The 24,579-nt window shown below is 73.9% G+C and carries 5 protein-coding genes; 3 read left to right on the forward strand and 2 right to left on the reverse strand.

Annotated features, from left to right (window positions below; translation table 11 throughout):
• Nucleotides 1–23: 23 nt before the first annotated feature.
• Nucleotides 24–2,960, reverse strand: coding sequence for an AMP-binding protein (locus tag KLI87_RS10145; protein ID WP_156218881.1), 2,937 nt, complete (start codon nt 2,958–2,960; stop codon nt 24–26).
• A gap of 21 nt (nt 2,961–2,981) precedes the next feature.
• Nucleotides 2,982–3,338, reverse strand: a complete 357-nt coding sequence (locus KLI87_RS10150; RefSeq protein WP_214616770.1) for a DUF3054 domain-containing protein — start codon at nt 3,336–3,338, stop codon at nt 2,982–2,984.
• Nucleotides 3,339–4,071: 733 nt separating this feature from the next.
• Between KLI87_RS10150 and KLI87_RS10155 the strand changes: the two genes are divergently transcribed.
• From KLI87_RS10155 to KLI87_RS10165, 3 genes are read left to right on the forward strand one after another with little or no spacing between them, the layout of a single operon-like run.
• On the forward strand, nt 4,072–5,718 hold the full coding sequence (locus KLI87_RS10155; protein ID WP_214616771.1) for a phospholipase D family protein: 1,647 nt from the start codon (nt 4,072–4,074) through the stop codon (nt 5,716–5,718).
• Nucleotides 5,719–5,726: 8 nt separating this feature from the next.
• Nucleotides 5,727–15,767 (forward strand): hypothetical protein, encoded by a 10,041-nt coding sequence (locus tag KLI87_RS10160; protein WP_214616772.1) that lies wholly within the window; start codon nt 5,727–5,729, stop codon nt 15,765–15,767.
• Between the two features lie 27 nt (nt 15,768–15,794).
• Entirely contained in the window at nt 15,795–24,392 is an 8,598-nt protein-coding gene (locus KLI87_RS10165; RefSeq protein WP_214616773.1) for a LamG domain-containing protein, read from the forward strand.
• Nucleotides 24,393–24,579: the final 187 nt, after the last annotated feature.

Below are 24,579 nucleotides of genomic sequence, written 5' to 3' on the forward strand. Positions count from 1 at the left end.
GGCGTCGCTGAGTAAGTCCTAATTTACCGGGTGCCCCCCGGTCGAAGATCACCGGTCGGCGGACGGTACGCGCCGCCCCGCTCCCGGACGAAGGTGCGGCCGTCCCCGCCCGCGGGAACGCCCTGATCGCGGAGCGGCGCCGTGCGCGGCCTTCCCTCGGCGGTGACGGGGATCTCCTCCACCACGCGGACGATCGCGGGCCGCGCCGCCGGCTCCACCCGCAGCAGCGCCTCCGCCAGGTCGGTCGCCTTCAGCTCGGCGCCCTCGCGCAGCGTCACGGCGGCCGCGACCAGCTCGACCCCGCCGTCCGGGACGCCGTAGACCGCGACCGCGTCGATGGCGGGCAGGTCGCCGAGCGCGTCCCTGACCGGGCCGGGCGGGACGATGCCGTCCGCCGTGCGGATCAGTTCGGCGTCGCGTCCGGCGAGCCAGAAGTCGCCGTCGGCGTCGCGGCGGAACAGGTCGCCGGTGGCGGTCCAGGCGTCGTCGGGCGCGAACACGCCGCGCAGGACGCCGCGCGCAGCGCCCAGCGCCGACAGCCGGACGCGCGCCAGCAGCATCCCGGTCTCGCCGGGCCCGCACTCGACCGCGAACCCGTCCGGGCCCTCGGCGAGGCGGCCGCGCTCCAGGTCGTAGCGGGCCAGCCGGACGGCGCCGCCGCCCGGCATCGGGCGGCCCACCGAGCCCGGCTTGCGCCCGCTGAGGTTCACCAGGATCGTCTCGCCCTCGGTGGCGGCGTAGAACTCCAGGACCCGCGCCGGGGCGAACCGCTCCTCCACCCGCCGCCACAGCCCGCGCGGCATGCCCGACCCGATGAACAGCCGGACGGCGTGGTGCCGCTCCCCCGGGTGCGGGGGCGCGTTCACGAGGTCGCCCAGCAGCGTCCAGGTGTAGGACGCGACGGTCACCCCGTAGCGGCGCGCCTCGTCCCAGAACGTCTCGGGGTCGTAGGCGCTCGCGAGCGCGAGCCGGGCGCCGCCCGCGACCGCGCCGCCGAGGCTCATCAGCAGCGCGGACGGATGCTGGATCGGGGTGATGCTGAACACCGTGTCCGCCGGGGACAGCGCGGCGGAGGAGGCGGTCCCGAACGCCGACAGCGCCCACCGCCGGTTGGTGATCCGGTTCGCGCGCAGCGTGTCGCCCTCGCCGCCGAACACCACGAACGCGAGGTCACCCGCGCACCCCGGATTGGGCCGGTACCACCCCGGCACCTCGACCTCGCCGGGGTCGATCAGCTCCATGTCGGGCAGGCCGCACTCCGCGCGCCCCTCGGAGCCGCGCCCGCCCAGCAGATGCGCCTGGACGCCCTCCAGGCGCGCGGCCTCCGCGGCGTGCTCGGGGTCGGCGATCACCCGGGCGACCCCGGCGAGCCGCGCCTCCGCCGCCGGGTCGCCGCCCGGACGCAGCAGCACCGCGACCGCGCCGAGCCTGCTGAGCGCGGCGACCAGCGCGAGCGCGGTCGGGCGGGTGCCCATCAGCACCCCGACGGCCTCGCCGGGCCGGACACCGATGTGGATCAGCCCGCGGACGACCGCGTCGATGCGGGACCTGGCCGCCTCGTGCCGGTGGGCGCGCCCCCGGTACAGGAAGAACACCTCGCCGGGCATGCGCTCGGCCTGCTCGTCCAGCAGGAGGCCGAGGGACATGCGGGTGTCGGCGTGGATGCGCTCCAGCCTCGCGAGCCGGGGCATGTTCCGCGCCGCCTCGTCCGCGAACCGGCGGGTGCCGCGCACCGCCCGCGCCGCCGCCCCGGCCACCGACCGGGCGGCGCCTGTCCCGACGCCCATCGCGAGCTGGAGGCCGTAGCCCGCCGGCCCCCCGGGCAGGCCCGCGGGCGGGGCCTCCTCGTCGCCGGTGACGGGCCGGACGATCTCGGGGAGGTCGCCCTCGCCCTCCCGCCAGCGCGCCCAGGCGGCGACGGCGGGCCACGTCCGGCCGACCGCGAGGCTCCCGACGACCAGCCCGAAGTGCCCGGCGCGCAGCGACGCCTCGTACACCGGCGCGCGCGGCGCGGCCCGCCGGATGCCCCGGACCATCGGCGGCGCCGCGATCTCGTCCACCTCGCCGACGAACGCGAGCACCGGGCAGGTGATGTCGGCGAGCGTCACGAGCCGGTCGCCGATCACGAACCCGCCCGTGAGCATCCGGTTGTGCTGGACGAACTGCCGGACGAACTCCGCGAGCGCCGGACCCGGCCACGACACCCAGCCCTCCCGTTCGAGGAAGCGCCGCTGCCGCTCGCGCTGGGCGAGCCGCTCCCGGTCGTGCAGTTGCAGGACGAACTCGACCCGCGACCGCACCGACTTCACCGGGCTGAGCATCTGGAACCCGATCCGGGTCACCCACCCGGGCACCGCGAACGCGCCGAGGAGCCGGTCGGGGATCCGCCCGGCGCCCTCGGTCGCGATCCAGCCCGGCAGCCCGAACGGCAGGCCCACGCTGGTGTCGGCGGGGCTGCCGAACGTCACGACCGACCCGATGCCCTCCCCGCGCCGGTACGCGGCGGCCTGGTAGACGAACATGCCGCCCTGGGAGTATCCGGCGAGGTGGACGTCCCGTCCGGTGATCGCGCGGATCCGGTCGACCGCGTCGCTGATCGCGAGGACGTGGTCGGTGATCGTCCGCTCCAGCCCGCCGGGCTCGCGCTCGGGCGCGCCGAAGTCCACCACCCAGGGGTCGGTGCCGAGCCGCCGCAGCACCGCGACCGCGCTGACCCGCGAGGAGATGTCGTAGACCTCCGCGGTGATCATCAGCGGCGGCACGAGCAGCACGACGGGCCCGGCGGCCGACTCGGGGAAGTAGTGCCGCAGCCGGTACACCCGCTGCTCGGTCACGACCTCGCTGGGCGAGGCGTCCTCGTCGGTGTCGAGCCCGCCGAACCGGGCGACCTCCAGGGCGTTCTGGGCGGTGGAGCCCAACCGGGCCCCCAGCCGGATCAGCGAGCGGGCAGGAGACGGCATCCTCGACCTCTCAGGGGGGCGTCACGTCCGTTGCGGTGCGAGCCGGGTGCCCACGGCCCGCCAGCCGAGCAGCACCAGCGCGAGGAAGGCCAGCGCGACCAGGACGAACGCGAACGCCGTCCCCTGCCCGGACACCACCCGCAGCACCATGCCCACCACGACCGTCGTCATCCACACCCCGACGCCGACGGGCGCCAGCCCGCCCGGCCGCCGCCAGGCGCGGACGATCCCCCACCCCGCCGCGAGCCCCACCAGGAACGGCCACGCGGTACCGGCGAACCCCGCCACGCTCCCGGCCTCCTCGTGGGAGGCGCGTCCGATGGCGACGAAGACGAGGACGCCGCACACGTCCAGCAGCCCGGCCACAAGATTCCGCACACGACAACAGTAGGCCCGCCCCGCGCCGGGACGCCCACCGGGCCGAGACCAGAGCGTTCGATGGCGGAAGCGGAATTCAACGAACGCGCGACCATCGGCATTCGGCCGCGATCACCGGTGAAGGGACCCGTGCGAGTCGACGATCACCCGGCGCACGGCGCCACATCGCTCGCCCGCGACCGCCTGGGCTCGGCCGCGCTGGTGTTCGTCGTCGGGCCACGGCGACGAGCCCCCATGCCACTTCGGCGGGTGCGATCTACACCTCCGTGTCCCGAGGTTTCGGAGGAGAATGACGATGCCTGACTCCCCCGGCCCTGAGCGAGGCGAAACCCCAAAAGCCCGGGGTGTTGACGCTCCCCCCAAGAACACCAAACAGGATAAATCATCACTAACTAGCCCAAGAAAGTAAAAAGTAGATCATCAACCGGCGACATCCGAGGCGTCCCCGATGATCAACAGAGCTCGGCGGATCCGCGAAACCGGCAACCGCCGGAGCCCGCCGCCGGTCAGAAAATCACGGCGGCCCAGCACCGGAAGCCGCGCTGACCGGATTGGGCCTCGCAGTTGTCGGCGCGGCCTTCCCGGTGAGAGCATCGCTATGCCACACTCTTCAATGACGAGCCATTCACTCCTGAGCCCGATCGTCGTTCACAACCGGCGCTCGCCCGCTGTTCCACCAAGCGGAACGCTGAATTCCGTCATTTAGGTATATTTACCTTACGGGGGCCGACTGTTGGCCGATATCGACGCTCTGATAAAGAAGTACTTCGTCCAGCCCGACGACACCGTGCCCCCATCGGAGCCGATGCCGGCGACCTTCTCCGGCTGCCAGATCACCCCGCTGATCGACGGCACCACCTACTTCGACGAGCTCAAGACGCAGTTCGCCGGCGTGGGCACGGGGATGCCGAGCGAGAACGCCAACCAGTTCATCTACATCGCCGGCTGGCACCTGCACCTGATGGGCGGCAAGATCCTCCCCGCGCCCGGTTCGTCCGGCACGTACCTGCCGACGGTCGACCTGGAGAAACCGTTCTCACTCGACGGGCCGGGGGCCGCGGCCACGCTGATCGACCTGCTCAAGAAGAAGGCGAAGGCCGGAGTCGATGTCCGGGTACTGGGCTGGGCCTCGTTCGCCGTGATGGCCGACAATTTCGTCCAGACCAAGGCGGTGCAGAACGGGCTGGGCTCGATCCGCGATGTCAACCTCGCCACCTTGGCGTCCATCCTGGAGTTGCGCACCGAACCCGCGCTCGCCGAGAAGGCCTGGGTGAACATCCTGACCCACTCCGCGGGCGCCGCGCATACCAAGCTGGTGATCGTCGGTAAGGGCGACAGCGCCGTCGGCTATACCGGCGGGCTCGACTTCGCGGGCGACCGCCACGGCTCCCAGCCGCACCCCGCCGGGCAGTGGCACGACGTGCAGGCGAAGGTCGAGGGCCCGGTGGTGCAGGCGATGCACGACTTCTTCCGCGACATGTGGAACGAGGTCAGGGGCCGCAACGTGCGGACGCTGCGCATGGGCTTCACGAACATCGCCAGTCACACGCCCGGCTCCCCCGCCCTGGGCCCGCGCCCCCTGTCGACCACGACGGTGGCCAAACATCGCGTCCAGTCGCTGCGCACCCTGCCCCAGTTCAACTACACGAGCACCAACCGGTTGCCCGAGAACGACAAGATCTCGTTCGCCCCGGCCGGCCTGTTCGAGATACGCACCGCCTGGATCAACGCGATCAAGGCCGCCGAGCGCTACATCTACATCGAGGACCAGCAATTCTGGTCGATCGAGCTGATGAAGGCACTGCGGGAAGGCGTCACGACCAAGCCCGAACTCAAGGTGCTCCTCGTCACCGGGCTCCGCGACCCGGCCGATCCGAAGTATCCGCCGTACACGTTGGTCGCGCTGACCCAGGGGCTGCTGAAGGGGCTGACTCCCCCGCAGCGCGCCCAGGTGGCGATGTTCTCCCGCAACGTGGTGGTCCACTCGAAGACCACCATCGTGGACGACCACTGGGCGATCATCGGGTCGGCCAATTTCGCCCGGCGGAGTCTCTACACCGACATCGAGCACTCGGTGGCCTTCCTCGACGAGGACGACGAGAAGGACACGGCGCTGGTGCGGCAGTACCGGGTGAAGCTCTGGAGCGACGCCTTCCGCCTCGACCCGGCCGACCAGCAGAAGATCATCGACATCAACAAGGCGCTCAACGTCTGGAACACCTCCTGGGGCACGCCGGGCAGCGGTGTCACCCTCCCGTCCAGCGTCACCCCCGTGGCCCTGCCCACCGCGGAGAAGAAGCTCTCTGACAAGGAGCAGGAGACGTACGACCTCTTCTCAGACGTCGACTCGAAAACGCCGTGGGGGGCTTGCTCGGTATGACGATATTCGTGTCCCTGAAGGACTACCTCGGCGAGAAGTGGCCGCCCTTCCTGCCCAGGCCGGCCGACCCCGCGGTCCTCGCGCACATCTGGATCGAGCCGCCGCAGACGACGGTCCAGCCCGACAAGGTCAATCTGGTGAGCCGCCTGCTCCTGGAGGAGGATCTCGTCCTGCCGCTGCCCGGGCTGGACGCGGTGAGCGTGGTGCTGAAGCGCGACAGCGGCGGAACCGACGATCCCCAGGGGCTGGGCCTGGAGATCGATTTCGTCCCGCACACGGTGCTGCGCGTGTCCGACGCTCCCGTGGCGCTGCGGTTCGGCCCGAAGCTGCTGCGCGCCATGCGCAAGGTGAGCGGCGGCGGCGACGCCCGCTACGAGCCCGACCCCGGACGCCCGTTCGTCGAGCTCGCGGTGCCGAAGCTCAGCGGGAGCGCCAGCAAGGACGGCATCGTCTCCGACACGCCGTTCAGCGCCCAGCTCCCCTACCCGGTGATGATCGGCGACACCGGGGTCGTGATCGACGGCGCCGCGGTCGGCTTCCACCAGTCGGGCGGCAAGGCGTGCCTGGTCCTGCAATGGAAGGAGGGCGCGCTCAACCGGCTGCTCGGCCGGTTCGTCCCGAACCTGGGCGACCGCAGCCCGGCGGGCGAGCAGCAGGTCACGCTGCGCATGATCGTCGGCGCCGGGATCGAGGAGGTGCGGCTCGACTGGCAGGCGGCCGCGCCCGGCGCCGCGTTCGCGCTCCCCGGGCTCAGCGTGAACCTGCCGGCGAACAGCCGCTTCTCGCTGCTGCTGATGCGCCAGGGCGCGGGGCTCGGCCGCGCCGCGTTCGTCGTCACGCTGCCGGGCACCGATCCGGTGACGGCGGGTAGCACGTTCGCCTGGGGCCGCGACGGCGACCGCGAGCTGCACAACGACGAACCGCCGCAGCCTCCCGGCAAGCCGCTGTTCGCCGTCACGCTCAAGCCGGCGGACGGCCCGCGCAGCCTCGTCCTGCTGGACGTCGCGCTCGGCGCGCCCAAGCTGCCCGGCTTCTTCCGCCAGCTCACCACCCCGATCCCCCCGCTCGACCTGAACGACCCCGCCGCGCTCTGCAAGCCCGTCGTCTTCGACCCGGCCGACCTCCACGACGGCTGGACCGCCACGCTGAGCGTCAACCTCGACGCGGGGGGCGGCGCGTTCACGCTGCCCTTCCTCAAGCAGGGCCAGGGCGCGGACTCCCAGTTCCTCCAGCTCTACCTCCGCACGCCGCTCGACGGGCTGCCGATCACGCTGCCGCAGGGCGAGGTCGGTTTCGACATCGGGATGCGGCTGCGCGTCCTCAGCCTCAGCTTCGACCTGCTGTGCCGCCTGACCTTCAGCCTCAGCACCTTCGCCCTGAAGGTCGACCACGACCAGGGGATCGAGCTGCGCTCCCCGGAGGCCGAGCGCGAGTTCCCCGACCTGTTCGGGATGCGCTGGCGGTTCAAGGGCAGGCCGCTGGAGGACAGGACCTTCCACTACTTCACGATCGCGACGAAGGACTACCACTACCAGATCCAGCAGCCCGAGGGCGCCGTGCTGGAACTGGACTTCACGCGGGCCAGCGAGGAGCCGATCACCTTCAGCGTGCGGGACTTCGCCCTCACGCCCAAGGGCGTCAACCTCGCCGCGACCGTCACCGACCGCCCGGCCCGGCTCAACGGGCTGCGCACCCGCTTCCGCTTCACCGACAGCGGCTTCACGATCCGCGAGAACCGCATCGCCGACTTCACGATCGCGGGCTCGGGCCCGCTGCCGCCCGACCTCGTGGGCGACGCGACGGCCGACATCGCGCTGCAGTTCGCCCAGCGCGACGGCGGCAACCTGACGCTCGTGCAGGGCGCCGCGAACCTGCGCGGCGTCAAGCTGCTCGACTGCAAGGGCACGCGCTTCCAGTTCTCGGTGGACGCCCTCGGCCTGCGGTTCGTCGACGACGGCGCCTTCCACCTGTACTTCACCGTCACCGGCTCGGCCCAGTTCGTCCTCGCGCCCGGCGACGACGCCGACGGGCCGCTGGCGCTGCTCGGCAGGACCCGCATCGACCTCGTCCAGTGCCCGCTCACCGGCGACGCCCGGGTGATCGGCAAGCACGTCAAGTTCCTGATCGAGCTGCCCAAGCCCAAGTCGTTCAACTTCCTCGGCTGCTTCGAGATGGAGCTGCGCGCGATCGGCTTCGTCCCGCAGTGCGAGTTCTTCGACGGCGACGGCGCCATGCAGGTGACCGGCCAGCTCAAGTTCGCGCAGGGCCCCGGCGACACCCCGGACTCGCGTCCCGACTACCACGAGCTGTTCATCGGCCTGCCCGCGCCGGGCGAGTTCGTGCCGCGCATCCACTTCACGCGCCTGGCGGTGAACCTGGCCATCGGCTCGGCGTTCCGGCTCCACGGCGCCGTCGACTTCGTCGACGAGCCCGACCAGACCGGGCTGATCGGCGAGGGCCTGGTCGAGATCCACGGCCTGCCCACCCTCGCGGCCAGCTTCGGCTTCCTGCGCGTGCGGCGCGGCGCGGGCTCGCCCTGGCTGCGGGCCTGGTTCCTGTACCTGGAGATCCGCCAGGTCAGCTTCATGATCCCGGTCATCCAGATCTACCTGCGCGAGATCGGGATGGGCTTCGGCTACCGCTTCACGATCGCCTCCATCAAGGCCGCCGACGCCGAGCACGACGTCAAGAAGCTCCTCAAGACGCTGGAGGGGCTCTCGCGCACCCAGGGCGACCTGTCCAAGCGCGACCGCTGGGCGGTGGACCTGGAGGAGGCCGGCCAGGACCCGCGCTGGACGATCGTGCTGCGCGCGATGATCTCGCAGACCTCCGCCTCGGCCTCGCCGCTGCGCTACGAGGCCGCCGCCGAGGCCGACCTCGCCTGCATCTTCCTGGTCGACGCGATCATCGCGTTCCGCAGCGACCTGACGTTCTTCATGGCGGTGCGCGGCTGGTTCAACACCAACTACGCCGACTACGTCAACAATGTCGACGGCGCCCGCGAGAACCCGATCCTGAGCGGCTTCGTGCTGCTCTCGCCACGCCAGAAGCGCTTCCTCGCGCACATCTCCAAGCCCGAGGGCGGCAAGCCGGGCAAGCACCCGCCGCTGCCCGACTTCGTCCGCGACGCGATCGGCAACAGCCGCTTCTCGGCGACGCTGCTGATCGAGCCGGGCCTGTTCCACTACGAGCTGGGCTGGCCCAACATGCTGCGCTGGCACACAAAGCTCGGCCCGCTGGCGGTGGAGATCGAGGGCGGGTTCATCTTCCGCGTCTCGACCACGGAGATGGTGCTCGGCACGAGCTTCCTCGCCCGCGGCCGGCTCGAACTGAGCGCCGGTGTCGACCTCGGGCTGGTCGGCATGCGGATCAGCGCCACCGCGCGGGTCGCGTTCGGGGCGCGCTACATCGGTGTGATCGACTTCCGCGACCCCACGGGCGAATCGGCCGTCTACGGCGCGATCGGGCTGGAGGTGCAGGTCACCTTCGCGATCGAGTTCTGGATCAAGATCCCGCTGGTCTTCACCACGATCAGGCTCACGTTCCGCTTCAGCCTGGAGATCAGCTTCAGCGCCGGGCTGGAGATCGGGGTCAAGGGGCTGAGCATCCCCGGCGTACGCGGCCACGGCACCGTCGGGATCTCCTGCTGCGGCCACAGCCTCCAGGCCAACGTCAAGGTCGCCTTCCAGGAGGACAACGTCCAGGCGGCCCTCGACCGGACCAAGCAGTTCCTGTCGCTGGGGCTGGAGGCCACCGAGGTCGATCCGGTGCCGGGCACCGAGGGCGCCCTGGGCGCCGCGCCGGACATCGCGCGCATGCTGCCCACGCCCCAGCACGTCCTGCCGCCGCGCGCGCTCGCGCCGCTGCTCGGCATGGCGCCCTCCGCCGAAGCCGATGTGTTCCACGTGCCCGGCTACGTCGTCTTCGTACTTCGGGACGCACCGGCCTGGGACACCGAGCACAAGACCTACTTCGCGCTGCTGCCGCAGGGCGAGCGGCTGCACCGGGACGCGCAGGGACGGCTCGTCCTCGACGAGGAGGGCTTCCCGGTGGCCGAGCCCGAGCCGGGCTTCCTGCCGCCGCCCCCGGCCCAGAACACCGTGCCGACGAAGGACTTCGCGCTGCGCGTGCCGAGGCCGGCGGCGGGCGAGACCTACACGCTCCTGCACTACGAGCCCCTGCCCACCCCGCAGTTCGTGGACGTGAGCGGCGCGGTCACCGCCGGCCAGCCGATCAGCTGGGCGGTGGACTGGGCCGCGCGCCTGTACGCCGGCTCCACCGAGCGGCGCGTCGTGAACCCGGCCACGGGCGAACCGGGCGCCCCCGATCCGCTGGGGGACGGGCTCAGCCTGGCGCAGCACGTCGCCAACGCCTTCAAGCAGCGCTACACCGGCAGCGGGGACACCGCGGTCGGCCATCCGGTCGGCGACCCCGGCGCGCTGCCCGGCTACCGGCCGCCGGTCAGCGACCCGAGGGTGCGCACCCCCTCCGACAGCTCGTTCGAGGCGGCCGTGCGCGGGGCGTTCGAGCAGTTCAGCGGCTCGCCCTTCCTCAAGCACGACACCCAGGAACTCTACGAGCAACTGCTGGAGTCGGCCTTCAGCACGGGCACGACGATCTACGCTCCGAACGGCACCGCGCAGGACGACGGCGACCCCGGCACGGTCGGCACGGCCCAGGCCGACCAGCAGGCCCACCAGATGCGCGGCGTGATCATCCACGACATCATCTCCGACCTGCGCGCCTTCCACGCCGAGAGCAGCCAGGCCGAGCGCGACAAGATCGCCGCCGGTTCGGCGGCCTTCAGGATGGGGCTGGTGTTCGCGGTGAGGTCCGCCGACGGCCGCCGCCCCTCCTGGCTCGACCAGGTCGCGACCGGGCCGGACGCCCAGCCGACGATCAGCCAGCGCGAGCGGCCCGAGGCGACCGACGTCGGCCCGAACAGCGAGGGCGTCCGCGCCTTCAACGTCGCCCAGGCCCAGTTCAGCCTGTTCCCGCCCGAGTTCGAGCAGGTGCGCCAGTACAGCGACGCGAGCACGATCGCCCTGTCCTGGGAGCTGGGCTGGCGGCGTCCGGCCGCGCCGGGGATGACCCGCGCGCAGAACGACCCCGACCACCACCTCGCCCACTACCTCGTGCGCAGGCGTGCCCTCGACGGCGGCGAGGCCGAGCGCACCACCACGGTCAAGCCGGTGAAGGTGCTGCACCGGCACACGACCGACGTCCCCGGTGTCGCGGGGCCGGACGAGGCGGCGGGCGCCGCCACGCCGACCGACACGCTCTCGCTGCTCCAGCCGCGCTTCCAGGTCGTCGACCACTTCCCCGACACGGCGGAGGACCGCGCCGCGCTGCCCCGCGAGGGACGCGGCTACGTCTACACGATCACCCCGGTCGACTTCGCGGGCGGCTCCGGGCGCCCGCTGACCCTCATCGCGACGCGCTACCCGAACACGCCGCCGGCGGTGCCGGTGGACGGCGACCTCACGGTGAGCTACAGCATCGCCCCGACCGACCTGGAACCGGCGGGGAGCGCGGCGGCCCCCCAGGTGCTGCCGCCCCGCCAGGTCTACGTCGAGTGGAGCGAGCCCGCCGTCCAGAACGGGCCGCCGGTGCCGGTCCGCACGTACCGGCTGGTCTTCCGCCGCGAGAGCACCGTGCCGATCGGCTCCTACGGCCTGGACAGCACGACCCAGCGCGGGCGCACCACCGGCCTGCCGACCTCCAACGCCCGCCCGCTGCCCACCGACATCAAGGTCGACCTCGACCACGTCTTCGGGCCGCCCGGGGCGCGCGCGGCGGTGATCCCGGTCGCCACCCTGCGCGAGCGGGGCGTGCTGCCGGACGGCGCGTGGCGCCCCGAGGCGTGGCGGGTGTTCTTCCAGACGGTCTCCGACCGCGACGTGCCCTCGGCGCTGGCACCGGTGCAGCTCCTGCTCGCCGCCGAGGCGGTGGCCGCGCCGCCCGCCTCCCCCGCGCCGACCGACCGGATCGAGCACACGGGCGCCCCGCGCGAGGAGCGCCGCCCGGCCGAGCTGGAGTGGCTGCCGCGGCCGACCTCGTTCGCCGTGGTGCGGCCCGAGGACGAGCGGGCCGAGCCCGGCCTCGCCCACACCCCGATGCCGCTCGCGACCACCGGCGGGCCCGGCGCGGACGCGGCCGGACCGGCCCCGTTCGTCTTCACCGGCGCGATCGGCGCGATCGTCGGGTTCCGGCCGCATCCCCTGGGGATCCGGGCGATCCGCTTCCGCTGGAACCAGGGCCCGAGCGGCGACGCGGGCTTCCCGCTCGAACTGAACGCGGGCTACCGGCTGTACGAGCTGAACATCGACGCGGCCACCACCGACACCTTCGCCAGCGCCGCCCGGCTCGCCGAGGAGCTGCGGCTCCGGCAGGAAGTCCAGATGCTCCCGGCCGACGACCTGCCGCTCGTGCCCGGCGACACGCTGAACACCAGCCAGTGGGAGGCGTGGTATCCGGGCGCGATCCAGCGCCGCCGCCGTCCCGATCCCACCGTCCAGGGCGTCCGGGACGAGCGCGGCCCCTGGTACTCCTGGCAGGACTCCTACCTGGAGTGGCCCGCGTGGGAGGGCGTCACCCAGCCCGGCGGGCGGCGGAAGGCGGCGCTGCACCCGCTGCTCGAACGGCTGGTGGAGCGGCTGCGCGCGCTGCGTCCCGGCAGCGTCACCGACCCGCAGGGCCGGATCTCCGACGGTTACGCCGCCGCGATCCAGGTCAGCCCGCCGACGCTGCCGAACGACCTGGCCGCCTTCCTGGCGAGCTGCCCGCCCGGCGCCGACCGCTACGGCTGGGGCGTGCTCCAGCGCCTCGGCCTGGCGGTGACCTTCAGCCTCCACGACCCCGGCACGGGCGCCCTGCGCGGCCCGAAGCTGCTGGAGCTGCTCCAGAAGCTGTTCGCGCTGCTCGGGACCGGCGGGGCCGCCGACCCCGACGCGGCGGCCTTCGCCGCCTTCCGCCGCCACCTCCACGTCGAGCTGCTGTTCCAGCCGGGGCGCAGCGTCCGGCTCGGCGAGCGGGCGGCCGAGGGCGACGACCTGCTGGCGCTGGTGCAGCTCAGCCTGCGGCCCACCGTCCGGCAGCGGCTCCGCTACCGCGCCGTCACGATCACCGGACGCTCGAACGCCGACGTCGAGGTGCGCTTCACGCTCACCGCGCCGTGCAGCCTGGTCGAGCGGCCCGACGGCGGCAGCGGCCAGAGCGAGCTCGAACCGCAGCCCGCCCCGATCACCCGCGCGCTCAGGCTGCCGCTCGACGGCGCGGCGGCGCTGCTGCTGCGCGGCGCGGCGCTCCCGGCGACGGTCGAGGTGCGCCCCTCGGTGCGGCTGACCGGGGACCCGGGGCCCTTCGACCCGGCGATCGCGGCGCTGCTGACCTACGACCAGATCCGCAAGCTGCTCACCGCCCGCACCATGCTCAGCGCCGACCAGATGAGGCTGCTGCGCCCCGCCCTCGCCCCGGCCGACCTCCAGGCCGCCGAGAACCTGGCCGGGACGGTGCGGACCGAGGACTTCGGCCCGACCGACGAGCGCACCCACCACTTCACGGTCGCGACCGGCGCGCTCGCCGCGCTGTTCGCCGCCCCCGACGACACCGTGCCCGAGCACGTCCAGTGGCTGCGGCTCAAGTACTACCTGGAGACGCTGAACAGCAACGACCCCAAGGTGCCCGACACCGGCAGGGTCACGCTGCCCACCGGGGAATCCGAGATCGCCAAGGTGCTGCCCGACGTGCTGGCCTGGACGGTGCGCTTCTTCGACGCGAGCGGCGCGGTGTCCGCCGGGCCGGACGGGCTGGGCGCGACGGGCACCGGCCCCTGGGCCGCCACGGCCTACCCCCGCGCGGGATCGCCGACGGTCGCCACGCCCGACGACGCCGGCCGCCTGACCTACACCCACCTGCTCGACGACCGCTGGGCCCACACACTGCGGTACTACTTCCAGCCCTACGGCCGCTACGACCTGCTGTGGCAGAGCCTGCGCCGCTCGCCGACGCTGTTCCCGGGCCGCGCCGCCGCCGAGGCCGGCGCCCCGGCCGTGAAGGTGGACCCCGCCGCCGGGGGCCTCGACGTGGTGATCGAGCGCACGCAGGCCGTGGACGCCCCGCTCATCCTCGGCTCGCGGCGGCTCGACGAGGCGGCCACCCCGGCGCGGCCGCCCGCGCCGGGCGCGATCTGGGAGGTGATCGTCGCCCGGCACCACGAGGAGGCCCTGGCCGAGCGCAACCAGACGCTCGCCCGCCAGCTCGCCTTCCGCCGGCTCGCCTTCACGCTGCTGCGCCGCTTCGGCTACACCGACTGGTACGACTGGGTGCTCGGCTTCGCCCACGACCACCAGCACGAGCTGCCCGTGCGCCTCGTCGAGGACGAGTACCCGGCGATCCCGAGCCACCTGCCGGACCGGCCCGACCACCTCGTCCTGGACGCCGCGGCCGACCGGGACGAGCTGCGCGGCCTCGACCTGCCCGAGCGCGTCGGCGACTTCTCGCGGGGCGTCCTCGCCCTCCAGTGGCGGGCGCTGCCGTTCTACTACGAGCACCGGCTGCTGCTGATCGCCCAGACCGACGGCACCGTCTCCCCGATCAACAGCGTCACCCAGCGGGACCTGACCTACCGCTCGCCCCTGCCGAACGCCACCGTGACCGGAGCGGACATCGTGTGGCACCGGCTGCCGCCCTTCCCCGCCGACGTCCCCGGCGGCGCCCAGCTCCAGGCCGACACGCGCGTGCGCAGCGTCACGATCCCGCTGCGCACGTTCTGGGACAGCCTGCCGGACGACGCCCAGGCGCGGTGGCCCGGCGAGAAGCCCGACCCCGCGACCGGCGCGGTGGGCGGCGCGGTGGGCGGTGCGGTGGGCGGTGCGGTGGCCGCGCGCAAGCTCGCCGCCCTGCCCGACCCCGAGGTCGTCTACCAGATCGTCGAGCTGTTCAGCGGCAACATCGAGGTGCAGGCCGAGTGCTTCTTCGACCCGGTCGCGGGCGCGTTCGCCCACCGCCAGCTCGGCAAGCGCTTCCTGGTGGCGCGGACGGCGCTGGCGCCCCCCGCGACCGCGCTCGGCGACTTCCCGCTGACGGTCGACCTCGTCCAGGTGAGCGAGGAGCAGCTCGGCCATGGCTACTCCACGGCGAACCTGCCGCCGGACACGCGCAACCGGGTCGCGATCGACGACCACGGCCGCCTGCTGTTCGCCGGGGTGATGACGCGGCAGGACCGCGCCGCCCTGCTCCAGCTGGTGAGCGACCAGGACGGGGAGAAGATCCGGCAACTGTTCGAAAGCTGGTACGTCACCGAGCCGGTGAGCACCCCGGCCGCGACCCTGCCCGCCAGGCTCGAACCGCTGATCGACTTCCTGGCCACCCAGACCCTGACCCTGGTCTGGCAGGGCCCCTCGGACGCCGCGGCGGCAGAGCTCCAGCGGCTCCCCGGCGACAGCGCCTTCACCGGGGCGATCGCGCGGATCGTCGCCCAGGCGGCGGGCGCGGGGCCGGACGCCGTCACCCGCGTGGAGATCCCCGTCGGGCCTGAGCAGATCCCCGAGGAGCTCCGGGGCAAGGTGGAGTTCGCGCGCAACGCGCCGGGCACGCGCTACACCACGATCGGGTGGACCGGCGCGATGACCGACGCGGACGCCGCCGCCCTCCGGCGCTGGGCCACGTTCCCCGAGTTCACCCAGGCCGTGGAGGCGCTGATCGCCGCGGTGCGCGGCGCGGGCGGCCCCGGCGCCGCGCCGGTCACGGTCCCCTTCGACGTGCCGGTGCGGCCCGTCCAGTCGGGGCTCACCGGTGCCGTCGCCGAGAAGCTGCTGCTCGGCGCCGTGCTGCTGCGCTACCACGGCATGATGCGCGCGGACGATCCGGTCGCGCTGCTGCCCTCCTACCCCGGACGGCCCGACCAGCTCGCGCTCAGGCGGTTGCACCGCACGAGCCAGGGCAGCGGCATGGCAGGACGGTCCCTGGTGGTCCGCGCCCGCCGCGGCAGTGCCACCCCGAGCGAGCAGCGGCCGATCGACCCCGCGGACGTGCGGGCGGACGCGTAGGACCCACGAGCGGACCAGGAGGAGCAGATGGCGGATCTCCCCGAGCTACCGAAGCTGAGGGTCGCGGGTCCCTTCTGGGCCGCCGAGACCGAGGTGATCCGGCTGGCCGACCCGGGCACCAACCTCGCGTTCCGCACACTGTTCGCGGACACGACACCGCGCGAGGCGGTCGGCGAGGACGACGTCCTGCTGCCGGGGACCCTGCTCGCGCTGGTCTACGTCACCAGCGTCACGATCAGCCCGACCAACGGCGGCACGCCGCAGTACGTGTGGAAGCGCGGCGGCGACAAGCCCGACGGCAGGCTCTCCCCGGCGGCGATCCGGGCGGCGATCAGCGCCGGGACCGTCAGCCTGCTCCTGCTCCAGGCCCCGGCCGACGGCTGGCCCGAGAACCCGGCGGGCAAGCTGCCCACCCTCACCTGCCTCGGCGGGGAGATCATCCTCGACCCGATGGCCGCCCAGCTCGGCGCGACCCAGAAGCTGTACACGGCGCTGGGGATCGAACCGGCGGCGATCACCCAGCGCACCGGCGCGGCCCGCCTGCTCGGCGCCCTCGCCGTCCACGCGGCCGGGCTGTCGGCCTTCGGCCAGGTCCGGCTGCTCTGGGACACCGCGCCGGTCAAGGCCGTGTTCCAGCTCGCCCGGGTCGTCCCCGACCCCCAACCGGCGCCGGGCGCGGGGGTGCGCGGCTTCCGGATGTCGATCGAGGCCGAGCGGCTGACGGACGCCGAGCGGGCGGCGCTCATCGCCTCCTGGCGCCGCCTCGGCCGCTATCTGAACCCGAACAGCCCGCTGAACGGCCTGGTCCAGCCGGTGCCCGCACCGGAGTGGGCCACGCTGGAGCCGGCCGATCCGCTGGCCGTCCCGCGCCTGTTCTGGGAGATCGCGCCTTGGCAGGAGCAGCCCGGCACGCGCCCGATCAGCTTCGCGGGCGACGACTTCGGCGTGCTGCTCAGCGACCGCCGGCCCTACGACCGGTCGGCCCAGCCGGACACGCTCGCCCGGATCACGCCCGCGTCCGCGCGGCTGACCGCCGACGGCACGAAACTGCGCGTGGACGTGCGGGCGGGCACCACGCCCACGGGCTCCCCGGGCACGCTCGGCTACCAGGCCGTCCGCGACGGCACCGGGTGGAGCGAGCGGATCACGCTCGCCGCCACCACGCTCGCGTTCGACCCGAACGAGGCCGCGCGCCGGCTCCGCGCGACGGCGGGAGAGCCCGAGCCGACCTGGAGCCCGGCCGCGGCGGGTGCCGCCGCCGAACCCGTCGCCCCGGCCGTGCTGTGGGGGTTCGCACCGCTGGACGACGGCTGGGCCCAGCTCCCGCTGCCCAACCTGTCCGAGCAGATCTACCTCGACGCGGGCGCGGCCCGGGCGGAGCCCGTCCCCGCTCCCCCCAACCTGCTCCAGGGCGCGGTCAGCTTCGGCAACGACGACCCGGCCGTGGCCGCCCAGGTCCCCGGCGAGCAGCCGTGGAGCCTCACGCTCGCGGCGACCCAGCGCATGACCGGCGCCTGGACGCTCGCGCCGAGCGGCCAGGAGTTCCAGCTCCAGTCGGCCGCGCTGACGCTGGAGGCGCCCGAGGTGTCGCTGGGCGGTATGTTCTGGCTGAGCACCGAGTCGCCGACCACGGCCGACGCCCTGCCCGGCCTGGACGACTGGATCGGCGGCCTGCGAACCCTGCCGCTGCACACCGTCACCGGCCGCGAACTGTTCCCGCCCCTCGTGCGGCTCGCGTTCGAGGCGATCAGCTTCGCGTGGCGGAGCAAGCCGGCGCCCTCGGCGGCACTCGGTGCCTGGGCCTTCCAGTACGGCGTCGACCCGGTGCTGCTGCGGGCCCTGGTGCAGCGCGGCGCCCTGCCGCCCGACCTGCTCGGCTTCGCGCTGCCGCTCGTCTGGCGCCGCCACCCGACGCTGCCGATGGTGCAGGCGCTCGCGCTCACCCAGAGCCTCACCCCGCCCAACGTGCCGATCGGCGGACGGCAGCTCGTCCCCTTCGAACTGCCGGTCACCCGCCAGGACGGCGTCGACCTGCCGGTGGGCTGGCGCTTCGCGGCGGACGGCGCCGCGGGCTGGCCGCGCTACGGCGGCGGTGCCCTCGCGCCCGCCCGCGAATGGCTCGGCGCGGACACCGCGAAGCTGTTCGACCTGCCCCTGCTGGCGCTCTCGCTGCCCGGCCTGGTGCTCGACCCGCGTCCCGACGGCGACCCGCCGCAGAGCGACGCCTCGCTCGGGCTGCCCGTCCAGTACCGCTACGACCTGCCCTACACCGACGAGGTCCAGGCACTGGCCCAGCTCCCGAGGATCCCCACGGACCCGCGCGAGAGCTCGCCGCTGCCCGACACGGCGGCGCCCGAGCCGCCGCGTCCGCTCACCCGCGTGGACTACGCCGCGCACTGGCGGCGCCTCGCCGAGCGCGCCAACCTCGCCGCCGCCGACGACGTGGCCGCCTTCGGCCGGCGGGACGGCCAGCCCGTGTTGGGCGACCTGGCGTCTGTCCACCCGTGGCCGGTCAAGACCGCCTTCGCCCTGGACGGCTACCCCGGCGAGCTTCGCCTGGACAACGCCGACCCCGCCGCCCCCGGCGCCCCGCTGGTGTTGAAGGGCGAGACCGCCCTCCAGGGGGTCGACGGCGACTTCGCCGACGGGACGAACGCCCTGCGCCGCCTGCCCGCGGGATCGCCCCCGGACGCGGCCCGGTACCGGGTGACGGCCGGGAGCATGGCCGCGGCGGCCGGGACCGGCGGCTACACCGACCAGCGCGGCCTGGTCCGCGGCGCGAGCGTGCCCGCGGCCAACCTGATCAGGACCCCGCTGAGCCACCCCACCGCGGGCGATGTCCAGCTGACGACCACCCGCCTGCCGCTCACGCTCGCCCACGGCACGGCGTCCTGGCGGCTCTGGTTCCGCGACCTGCCCGCCCAGGGCACGGCGTTCGGCAAGGCGTCCGCCCGCTCGCCCAAGGCCGTCGAACTCGACCTCGACGCCAACGACCCCGAAGCGCGCAGCAGCGACTACGAGCACCGCACCGGATACGAGTGGCGGCTGCGCCCGCTCGACGACGATCCCGACAAGCCCGTGCCCGGCCTCGACCTGTTCGGCCTGCGCTTCTTCCCGCTGGTGCTCGACCGCGTGGTCTTCGCGGGCGACGGCGTCGCCACGGTCGAGGTGATCGGGCGGCTGCAACTCCCGGTGGCGGGCGCGGGGAGCGAGCAGGCCGAGCTGAGCAACTGCGCGCGGCTGACCTTCACCGGGACCGGCACCGAACTGCGCCTCAGCGCCGTCGCCCTCGACGGCCCCCCGCTGGAGTGGCCGCTGGCCACCACCGCCGGTGAGGCGGGCGACGCGCCGCGCCTGCGGGTCGGCGGGATCGCGCTGGCCGCCGGCGGCACCGGCCTGACCGTCCAGCAGGTGCGGCTGTACTTCCACCTGTTCCAGGTGGAGTGGGCGGTCGGGCTGCCGCCGATCGGGTTCCCCAACCCCGCCACGCCGCCCTTGACGCTGCCCGGCGCGAACGGCCCGGCCCCGATCGTCCCGCAGCGGGTCGCCCTCGGCCTCGACACGGCCGGCGGCGAGCACACGCTGAAGCTCACCCTCGCCGTGCGGGTCGGCAGACCGCCCTCGGGGCTCCAGGCCCTCTACCGGTTCGACGAGGGCAGCGGCGCCACCGTCCACGACACCTCCGGGACGGGTGAGCCGCTGGACCTGAAGGCCGCCTCGTCGCAGGGCATGAGCTGGGGCGCCGACGGCCTGACCCTCACCCAGGCGCGGCTCATCCGCTCGGGCGCGCCGGCCAGGAAGCTGATCTCGGCGGTGAAGGCGAGCGACGAGATCAGCATCGAGGCGTGGGTGAAGCCCGTCAGCGGCGGCCTGCTGAACGCGCAGTACAACATCGTCACCGTCTCCGCCGACGTCCAGCACCGGAACGTGACCCTCCAGCAGCGCAAGGGGCTGCTGACCTCGTCCGCCGCGGACGCGTGGCTGCGCACCAGCACCACGACCGAGGAGGGCGTCCCCGACCTCGCCACCCCGACCGGCTCGCTCAGCACCGCCCTGACCCATCTGGCCTACACCCGCTCCGCCGACGGCCGTACCCGGATCTACATCAACGGGCGGCTCGCGGCCGAGCAGACCGTCGCCGGAAGCCTCGACACCTGGGACGACCGCTACGAGCTGGCCCTCGGCGACGAGATCACCGGCGGCCGGGCGTGGCTCGGCACCTACCGCATGCTCGCCCTCTACGACCGCGCGCTCAGCCCCGAGGAGGTGGCCGCGCGCTCCGCCGCCGGTCCGGCGACGGCACCGACCACGGCCCGGGGGCAGGCGATCTCGGCCGCGCTGACCTTCGACCTGATGGCGGCGGGGGCGGACCGCTTCACGCTCGACTCCGCGAACCTCTTCGGCGACCTCACGCTCGCGGTCACGCTGCCCGACGGATCGCCCGCCGCCCTGGCCGGCGACACGGCGCTCCAGTTCGGCTGGAACGGCTACGGCGCCCCGCAGCCCGACGGCCTCCAGTTCCTGCCCGGCATGCGCCTGGCCGACGCCCGGACGCCCGGCCTGGGCGAACGCGCCGCGCCGGGCTTCGCCACCGTCACCTTCCGCGCGACCGCCCGTCCGGACGACCTCCCCGAACTGCCGCTGACCGGCGCCTTCGTGGAGGCGCTGCTCATCGCGCACTGGGGCCGCTCGTTGCAGGACCCCCGTCCGGCCCGGAGCGCCGAGGCGGCGGAGCTGTACGGCTCCTCGTCCGGCGACGTCGTGATCGGCTACACCTCGCGCCTCCAGGGCAAGGACTGGCAGGAGGGCTTCCTGCTCAACGGGATGCTGACCGCGACCAACCTGGTCTCCTGGCCGCAGCGGCTCAGCTACGACGCGGCCAACGCGCGCATCACGCTCCCGGCGGCCCGCGTCGCCGGGCCCCCGCCGCTGACGCATCTGCGCCACACGATCCGCGTGCTGCTGAACCAGCACGAACTGCCCGGCTCCATGCTGACCGCCGCCGACGGGCCGCTGCTGTTCACGTTCGCGCAGGGCCAGAGCTGGCAGACGCCGGCCGTGGTCGAGCACCAGCTCGTCGAGGTGACCCCGGCGGCCAACGGCGGCGGAACCCTCGGCGAGGAGGCCCGCTGGACGACGCTCCAGGAGGTGCGCCTGCTCACGCCCCGGCGCGCCGCGCGGTTCCTGCGCTCCCTGGCCGCTCTGAAGGCCATCGACCCGGCCGACGACGTCGGCCCGCTCGGCACCGTGGGCGGCGGCTACCTGGGCGCCGGCCTGTCCGCCCTGCTGGCCGACCCGGGCGCGGCGCTGGACGCCCTCCCGCAGGACACGCTGCTCGTCGAGGCGAGCGCCCACCACATGATCGGGCTCACGCCCGTCGCGGAGGGCACGGCCACCACGCTCCAGTTCCTCCCGACCGGCAGCCAGGGCGCCCTGCTCGGCAGCCCGGCGGACTACGCGCCCACCGACCCGACCGACCCGCGCTGGCTGCTGCTGACCATGCCCTTCCTCGGCAGGCTCCAGGACACGGCCCGCGACCTGGCCACCCCGGCCGGGCAGCCCAGCCCGCTGCAAACGGACCCGGTGCTGCTGATCGGCCGGCTGCGCGCGTCGGCCCCCACCGCCGCCCTGCCCGCCCTGGCCCTCGCGCTCTGCGGCTGGGCCGACGGCGCCCCGCTGAACATCACCCTCGCCAGCCTCGACACCGTGGTCGGCCGCGCCTTCGCCCGGCTCGACCCGCTCGCGCTGGAGGAGAGCTGGTTCCGCGCCCAGAATCCGGCGCCCGAACCGGAGGGCGCGTCGCCGCAGAGCGTCCTCGCGTCCCTCCCCGAGACACCGGCGCGGCTCAGCCGCCCGACCGCGCTGCGCCAGGCCCTCGACCCGCGCCGCCCCTTCTACCCGCCGCGAACCGACGGCCTGCCCGCGCTACCCGAACCCTCGCCCTACGCCGACCCCGTCTGGCGCGAGGACGGCCTGCTGCTCACCCCGTCCGTGAGCACGCTGACCCCCGCCACCAAGCCGCCCTACGGCTGGACGCTCGCCGCCGCGCTCATCGCGAGCAGCGGCCTGCTCACCCGGCCGCCCACCGGCCAGGGCCCCCGCCGCTATCCCGCGGCCACCCTCATCCCCGCGCCGCTGACGCTCGACGGAGCCGCCAACCCGCGCCCGCTCAGCCTCGTCGTCAGCCCGTACCAGGGCCTCCAGTGGCGACCGGCCCCGGCGGTCCCGCAGGGCGCCCCCTCACCACTGCGAACCCGACTGCTGCTGGCCGAGCTGCTCTGCCTCTCCCCCAGCACCATGGAGCTCCAGCCGGTGGCGAGCCGCATGTGGAGCGTGCGCCCCGACACCCCCGACCTGGCCGACGAGGGCAGGCTGCGCGCCCAGGCCCAGGGGTGGGCCGTCCAGTCCCAGCGCCTGCTGGCCCCGGAGTCGCCGATCGCGGTGCTGCGCTACCGGATCATCAGCGACAACACCCGTCCCGACAACCTGGGCGAGGCGGCCCTGACCACCGGCTACGCCTTCGCCCTCGTCCGCGTCACGGTCGCGTCACCGCTCGCGAAGCGGCTGTTCCGCATCCGCCCGGAACTCACCGGCCTGCGCTACCGCGAGGGCCAGTGCAACATCGCGGCGATCCCCGCGAGCCCCCACGACTTCGAACTCGCGCCGCCGCAGACCGTCGGCGTCCAGCCGCTCCACCTCACCCGGCGCCCGGTGCGCACGGACCTGCCCGCGTGGCCCTGGGGCCTCAGCGCACTGCGCGTCAGCGTGCACTACACCGAGGGCCAGCAGGGCGCCGTCGGCGCGGCCTCCCCCGGCGCGGCGGGCCAGACGCTGTGGTGGCAGACCGTCCAGCGGACGGTGCAGTTCCGCTCGGCGCTGCACACCGACCGGCCGACCGGCGGCCTGCCCCGCCGCTTCCGCGCACCGGCGGTGAGCACGCTCCTCCCCGCGCCGCCCGACCCGCCGCTCCCCGTGCTGACGGGCGCGGTGTTCGACCAGCCCGCCCTCCCCGTGGCGGACGGACCGGCCCTGGAACGCTGGCAGCCGGTCCTGCCCGGCGGCCTGCGCTACCTGGTGACCGGCGCGCGTCCGGGAGTGTTCGTCACCGTGCGCCACCAGGTCCTGCGCCAGAGCGGCATCACGCTGACGGGCGAGCACGCGCGCCCGCGCGGCCTGGCGATGCTCTCCGGCGGGCTCCCGGTGGAGCACCGCACCCCGCGCCCGGTACCGCTGCCGCCCAACGACGACGGCCGGCAGGACGTCGCCCTGCGCACCTGGGCGAGCCACTTCGACCCGGAGGCCCTGGCCCTGGTCACGGCGTCCCCGACCGACGAAGCCTTCCGCGCCGCCCTCGACGACCCGAAGTACCGCCAGACGGCCCTGCGCCTACGGCTGCGGCTCGCCGCCGTCGAACGCTCCACCCTGGACGTGAGCTGGGACGGAGTCCTGACCTTCGTCTACCGCACGGACGGCAGCATCACGCTGGTCAACGGCCAGAAGCCGGAGACACCGGAGACCGGCATACGCGACTGGTCCCTGACCATGGACCTGGTGGACGCGGAACACGTCACCCCCCTGGAGGACATCACCACCCCCACCCTGGCGCTGACCCCGGCCCTCCGGGCCCAGCTGACCGCGGCCGGACTGACCCTGCCGGACGTCGACACGATCGACACGGCCGAGTTCGCGATCCGCCGCTTCGGACTCACCGGCGACCCGAAGACCCGCGCCGACCGGGCCCGCGTACTGATCGCCGCCCTGCCCCCCGGCGCGTCCCTCGACGCACGCGTGAAGGCGCGGTTCGTCCCGCACCAGCCCGGCGCGGAGCCCTACCACGACGGCTACGGCCACGTGCTGCGCTTCCCGCTGCGCGTGGCCGACCCGAACGCGTCCTACCTGCCGCTCGTCCCGCGCTACGTCCACTTCGAGGACCCCGAGTACAACCGGCGGCTGGCCTCCCCCTCCGCCCACGCCGGCGTCTCGGTGCAGTTCCCCAAGCAACCGTCGGACACCACGAGCCCGCAGCGCGCCGTCACCCTCTCCGCCGAGCGCCGCGAGTGCGACCCGACCAGCACGCTCGCCATCCGCTACGACTGGGACGAGCCGCCGCCCGGCGCCCCGGTGGCCACGCTGGCCCTCCAGAAGATCGACCTGGACCAGACCCCGCGCGACCTCCTGGACCCCGCCGGCGGCCCGCCGAGACTGGACCCGGGCAAGCTGCACGAACTCTCGCTGGCGTCGATCCAGAAACTGAACGGCCCCTTCGCCCCGGGCGAACGCCTACGCCTGACCCTGCACATCGACGGCGGCCCGGTGAAACCGACCGCGGTGCGCCTGGACATCACGATCGTCGAGAACCCGGTGATCCCCGCGACCGAAGCGGCCTACGCCCTGCTGCGCGAACGGACGGCAGGCGGCCACACCCAGGTCGAGTGCCGCCGCTTCGCCTGGGGCCCGCAAGCACAACGCGTAGAGCTGGTGAACCCCGCCGACCTGCGCACCGAGGTGGTCCGCCGCCGCGCGGTCTTCCAGTTCACGGATTCGACCCGTCCCGCCCAGCAAGAGACCTACACGATCCAGAAACTGGGCCAGACAGGCTCAACCCACATCCCCCTGACCGACTGACCCCACCCCAAACCACCACAGAAACCAAAGGGGGCCAAGGGGCGAAGCCCGGGGGGCAAGGGGCGAAGCCCCAAAAGCGCGCGCAGCGCGCGTCCGGGGGTGTGGGGGCGCAGCCCCCACACCGGGGGGTCCGGGGGGTCGCCCCCCGGGAATGGCGAAGGGGCCCGCGGGAAGTGCGCCAAAGGCG

It is taken from the genome of Actinomadura sp. NEAU-AAG7, from assembly GCF_018603865.1.
GTDB lineage: Bacteria > Actinomycetota > Actinomycetes > Streptosporangiales > Streptosporangiaceae > Spirillospora > Spirillospora litoris.